At 72.3% G+C, this 4,611-nt stretch carries 5 protein-coding genes; 3 read left to right on the forward strand and 2 right to left on the reverse strand.

Features of this window, described 5'->3' with window-relative positions:
- Window positions 1-33: 33 nt before the first annotated feature.
- Window positions 34-777, forward strand: coding sequence for a class I SAM-dependent methyltransferase (locus D7W81_RS39920; protein ID WP_120560562.1), 744 nt, complete (start codon window positions 34-36; stop codon window positions 775-777).
- A 7-nt stretch (window positions 778-784) separates the two neighbouring features.
- On the opposite strand, the gene D7W81_RS39925 is transcribed toward D7W81_RS39920, so the two are convergent.
- Both D7W81_RS39925 and D7W81_RS39930 read right to left on the reverse strand, forming a co-directional pair.
- The gene (locus tag D7W81_RS39925) at window positions 785-1,405 is read right to left on the reverse strand and encodes a hypothetical protein (RefSeq protein ID WP_120560563.1); all 621 of its coding nucleotides are present in this window, start codon (window positions 1,403-1,405) and stop codon (window positions 785-787) included.
- Window positions 1,406-1,479: 74 nt separating this feature from the next.
- Complete coding sequence (locus D7W81_RS39930) at window positions 1,480-1,809, reverse strand: hypothetical protein (protein WP_158621785.1); 330 nt, start codon at window positions 1,807-1,809, stop codon at window positions 1,480-1,482.
- Window positions 1,810-2,177: 368 nt separating this feature from the next.
- Between D7W81_RS39930 and D7W81_RS39935 the strand changes: the two genes are divergently transcribed.
- Window positions 2,178-3,533, forward strand: a complete 1,356-nt coding sequence (locus D7W81_RS39935; protein WP_120560565.1) for a sensor histidine kinase — start codon at window positions 2,178-2,180, stop codon at window positions 3,531-3,533.
- Window positions 3,530-4,483: a methyltransferase domain-containing protein gene (locus D7W81_RS39940; RefSeq protein WP_120560566.1), complete on the forward strand. Its 954-nt coding sequence runs from the start codon at window positions 3,530-3,532 to the stop codon at window positions 4,481-4,483. The genes D7W81_RS39935 and D7W81_RS39940 overlap by 4 nt, the downstream gene beginning before the upstream one ends.
- The last annotated feature ends 128 nt before the right edge of the window (window positions 4,484-4,611 follow it).

Genomic DNA, 4,611 nt, shown 5'->3' on the forward strand with positions numbered 1-4,611 from the left:
GGGTGGGCGCTTTGCGGCAGACTCGGGTGCGTCATGACGGATGGACGCAGCGGGACGGTGGGAGCGAAGCGCACGGTGTACTGCGAGGACGCGCTCGCGTGGCTGGAGGCGCGGCCGGTGCTGGAGGGGTGTTCGGTGGTGGCGTCGATGCCGGACGTCTCCGAGTTCCCACAGCTCACGGTGCCCCAGTGGAAGGACTGGTTCGTGGGGGCGGCGGCGAAGGTGTTGTCGCGGGTGCCGGCGGACGGGGTGGCCATCTTCTACCAGTCCGACGTGAAGAAGGACGGGGCCTGGGTGGACAAGGGCTACCTGGTGTCGAAGGCGGCGGAGGCGGCGGGGTGCGACACGCTCTGGCACAAGGTGGTGTGCCGCAGGGCACCGGGGACGGTGACGTTCGGGAGGCCGGCGTACTCGCACCTGCTGTGTTTCAGCCGGGGGCTGAAGGCGGACGCGGCGAAGTCCACGGCGGACGTGTTGCCGGACCCCGGTGAAGTCACGTGGACGCGAGGCATGGGGCTCAACGCGTGCCTCGTCGCCTGCCGCTTCATCCTGGAGCAGACGCGCACGCGCACGGTGGTGGATCCGTTCTGTGGCCACGGCACCGCGCTCGCGGTGGCCAACGCGCTGGGCCTGGATGCCGTGGGCGTGGAGCTGAGCCGCAAGCGCGCGCGCCGGGCCCGGAACCTCCAGGCGGAGTGGACGGGTGGGAAGCTGGTGCTCCTGAGCGCGGCCGGCGACGGAGAGGACGCACCGCCGGGCGGGGACGACGGGGCCTGAAGACGGCTCAGGCCGCCTGCGCGCCCGCGAGCGCCTGGGCCACGTCCTTCTCCAGCTGCGTGAGGAACGTCTCGAACAGCCGCTCCTCCAGCGCGAGCGCGGGCTCCAGCGTCACTCCGGCCTTCGCCAGCCGCTGCTCGCAGGCGTCCTCGATGGCGCGGCGGTGGGACTGCTCCTCCACCACCACGCGCCCCAGCTCCTCGCGCACCACCGCGTGCCGCGTGGCCGCCTTGTAGAGCGGATAGAGCACCATCGCCCGGCGCTCCACCACCGCCGTCGTGAGCAGGTAGTGCAGGTACACGTCCGCCCTTCCCGTCACGCCCGTCACCCACTCCGCCAGCTGCCGGTCCAGTGACTGGAACCACACCGTCGCCGCGTCCACGCTCAGGAACTCCGTCACGTCCTCGCGGCCCGCGACCTCGCACGCCAGCCGCTTGAACGTGAACGCGTGGCGCGTCTCGTCCGCCAGGTGCCCCAGCACCTCCAGCGACGGATGCCGGTCCGCCACCGTGCGCGAAATCTTCCGCGCCCCGATGAACTCCAGCAGCGACAACGTGTGCAGCCACCGCACTTCCAACTCCGGAGCCTGGGCCAGCTGCCGCAACACCGTCTGGATTCTGTCACGCATGGGGCGCCCCTCTATCGCGCCCCGCGGACCTCCGGCTCAGAAGAAATCGAGTGACTTGCCGAATTCCATGCCCCTCACGAAGCAGGCGGCATCCACTTGAAACGGACCTCCGCCCCCAGCTGCTTGCTGAGCCGTGCGCAGATCCGCGAGACGACGAGGCTGGCATCCTCGACGGACAGGCCCCCGTCATGGAGCACCACGTCCAGGTGGACGCCATCGTTGTAATAGAAGCCCCACTCGTGCCCGTCGATGAGCACCTGTCCCTCCCATTGCCCGTAGTTCAACTGCTCGCAGACTGAACCCTCCGGGAAGAACAGGGACAGGGTGGGAGGGACGCCATAATCCAAGGCCTCCCAACTCGCATCCGCGCAACTGAGCTTGAACACCAGTTCAGGCTGTTCCATCGCGTCCTCCGCCTGCGGCATCGGCTTGGAAACCTCACGGGTCATCGGCGCCGGGAAACATGCCTCGCGGAGGCAATCCGCGACACGACGCACCGGAGCGCGGCGAAATGACAGGCCTGGCCCCTGTCGCTCTGGACAGGGGCATTCCTCCACCCTGGCCCGGAAGCCAGGGACGGCGGACTGGCCAACAGTGTCCGTGCCCCCGCGTTTGACCGGGACTCCCGCCGTCGCCTTTGCTTCCTGCTGTCGAGGGCTGTGCCTGGTGCCGGGGGGTTGACCAGCATGCGTCCATATCGCGGAGACCTGCATCCGTCCGGGCACCGTGCTGCCCACGCGACCGCGCCGCGGCCCGGCACCGGTGCGCGCGCATGAAGTCCCCTCCCGTGTCCCCGTGCGGCGGCGTGACCGCCTTCCGGCGCTGGATGCGCGCCCAGGACGCGGGCCGGCTCCTCGCCTCCCTGCGCGTGCGCCCCGTCGCGGGCTTCCTCCTCCGGGGCTCGGCGCTCGTGGGCGCTGTCGCCTGGGCTCCCGGCGTCCACCCCTCCTTCGCCGCGCCCTTCACGCCCGCGCTCGCGTGCTTCCTGCCCTGCGCCGTGCACCGCGTCGCCTTCGCCTGCGCGCACGCGCGCCGCAGACGCGTCACGGCGGGGAGCTGGATGGCCTGGCTGCCGGGACTCGCGCTGCACCACTTCTTCCTCGCGGGCCTCATGGCGCTCGCCACGCTTCCGGGGGCGTTCGCCCTCGGCATGCTGCTCATCGGCACCTCGGCGGTGCACGGCCGGCGCTACCGGGTGACGTGGCGCGAGCCCTTCCTCCTGGTGGGCACGTTCGCGGCCCTGCTCGGCGCCGTGGCCCTGGCGTGGCACTCCCAGAACGAATGGCTCCTCGCCGTCGTGGGCCCCGCGGCCCTGATGGCGCAGCTGTACCTGGGCGCGCTCGCCGTGCGGTACCACCAGGCCCGCGCGGACGCGGACCGCCTGCGCGCCGCCGTGCACGCGCAGCTCGTGGAGCAGCAGGAGCGCGACGTGGGCCGCCTCACCCAGGCGATGGCGGAAATCCTCGGCCACCACCAGGGCATGGACCAGGCGCTGCACGAGGCCGGCACCGCCGCGGACATGATGAAGGCGTTCGGCACGCAGCGCGGTGGGCTCGCGCGCTCGGGCTTCGACGACCAGGCCCGCCAGCTCCAGGACAGCCTGCGGCAGCTCCAGGAGATGGTGAAGGAGGTGCGCGCCAAGAGCCGCCGCTTCGCCGGCACGGAGCCGGAGGCCGTGGACCTGGGGCTCGTGCTGGAGTCCGTGCAGGCCCAGGTGGCCCTGCGCTTCCCGGACGTGGACATCCACGTGGAGCTGGAGCCGTCCCGCCCGCCCCGGGCGCTCGTGCGCGGCGGACCGCTCACGCTGCGCCGGGTGGTGGAGAACCTGGTTGTCAACGCATGCGAGGGCAATGGCGAACACGGCGCGTCCCGGGTGTTCATCCGCGCGCGCACCGAACCGCTCAGCGGACGACTGGAGGTGGTCATCGAGGACGACGGACCCGGCTTCCCCCCGGAGCGCCTCAACGCGCCCGCGGAGGAGCTCTACACGACCAAGTCCCAGGGCACGGGGCTGGGTCTCTACACCAGCGAGTGCCTGCTGCGCGCCAGCGGCGGCCTGCTGCACCGGAACAACGGACCGGGCGGCGGTGCCCTGCTGCGCATCCTGCTGCCCCGGGAGTACCCATGAAGCCCCACAGCGCCCCCACCCCGACCCTGTCCACGCTCCTCGCGCGCGGGCGGGAGACGAACGAAGCGGTGGCCCCGTCCGGCCCCGCGCCGCTCACGCCGTTCGACGTGTGGACCTACCACGAAGCCCTCGCCACGCGCGGCCTGGCCCGCCAGGGCCCTGGCCCCCGCGTGTACGGCCACACGGGGCTGGTGGACCGGCTGCCCCCACCCGGCACGCCGGGGCCGGAGCTGCGCGAGCAGATGCGGAGTTCGCAGGAGGCGCTGCTCGCGGAGCTGGCGCGCGCCATGGGCCGCTTCCCGGAGGGTGCCCACGTGCTGGACGTGGGCAGCGTCCTGGGCGGCAACGCGCTGTACTGGGCCCAGGAGCACCGCGCGCGGGTGACCGCGCTGGTGACCGTGCCCTCGCACCTGGAGCAGGTGCGGAGGTTCGTGCACGAGGCGGGCATGAGCGCGCGCGTGCAGCCCCGGCTGTGCACGGGCGAGCCGCCCCACGTCCGCGAGTGCTACGACGCCGTCATCGCCGTGGAGAACACCTGCGCCCTGCCCCGCGCGGAGCTGCTGCGCGGCGTGCACGCGCGGCTCAAGCCCGGCGGCCTGCTGGCCGTCGCGGACTGCTTCTGGGTGCGCCCCAACGCGGTGCAGCCGTCCGAGGACGCGTGGAGCCAGCACCTGGGCAGCGTGAGCGCTTTCCTCGCCGAAGCACGCGAAGCGGGCCTGGAGCTGGAGGCCCATGACGACGTGTCCGCGCGGGCGGTGGGCTTCTGGACGCTGAGCTCGGAGCTGCGCGTCCACGAGCACCTGGACCATGCTCCCGCCGACGCACGCAGCCTGCGCGCCGCGCTCAACGCCGTGCGCGCGGAGTCCCGTCGCGACCGCCTGTGGCTGCAACAGGGCCTGATGGATGGCGGCCTGGAGTACGCACTGCTGGTGCTGCGCCGCGAGTCCTGATCCGCGCTCCTGGCACAGACGGCCTGACGGGCGCCTGGCCTCCAGCACGCGGGGAGGGCGGCCCGGCGGCTCGCCGCCTGTCTCTTTTACACATCTCCGAGCCCACGAGACATGCGCAGAGCTCGGCT

Origin of the sequence: Corallococcus aberystwythensis (assembly GCF_003612165.1) — a bacterium.
In the GTDB taxonomy this organism is placed as follows: domain Bacteria; phylum Myxococcota; class Myxococcia; order Myxococcales; family Myxococcaceae; genus Corallococcus; species Corallococcus aberystwythensis.

Excerpts from the sequence above, each read along its gene's own strand:
- D7W81_RS39920 (WP_120560562.1), top strand. The coding sequence starts at position 34 with ATGACGGATGGACGCAGCGGGACGGTGGGAGCGAAGCGCACGGTGTAC.
- D7W81_RS39925 (WP_120560563.1), bottom strand. The coding sequence starts at position 1,405 with ATGCGTGACAGAATCCAGACGGTGTTGCGGCAGCTGGCCCAGGCTCCG.
- D7W81_RS39930 (WP_158621785.1), bottom strand. The coding sequence starts at position 1,809 with ATGGAACAGCCTGAACTGGTGTTCAAGCTCAGTTGCGCGGATGCGAGT.
- D7W81_RS39935 (WP_120560565.1), top strand. The coding sequence starts at position 2,178 with ATGAAGTCCCCTCCCGTGTCCCCGTGCGGCGGCGTGACCGCCTTCCGG.
- D7W81_RS39940 (WP_120560566.1), top strand. The coding sequence starts at position 3,530 with ATGAAGCCCCACAGCGCCCCCACCCCGACCCTGTCCACGCTCCTCGCG.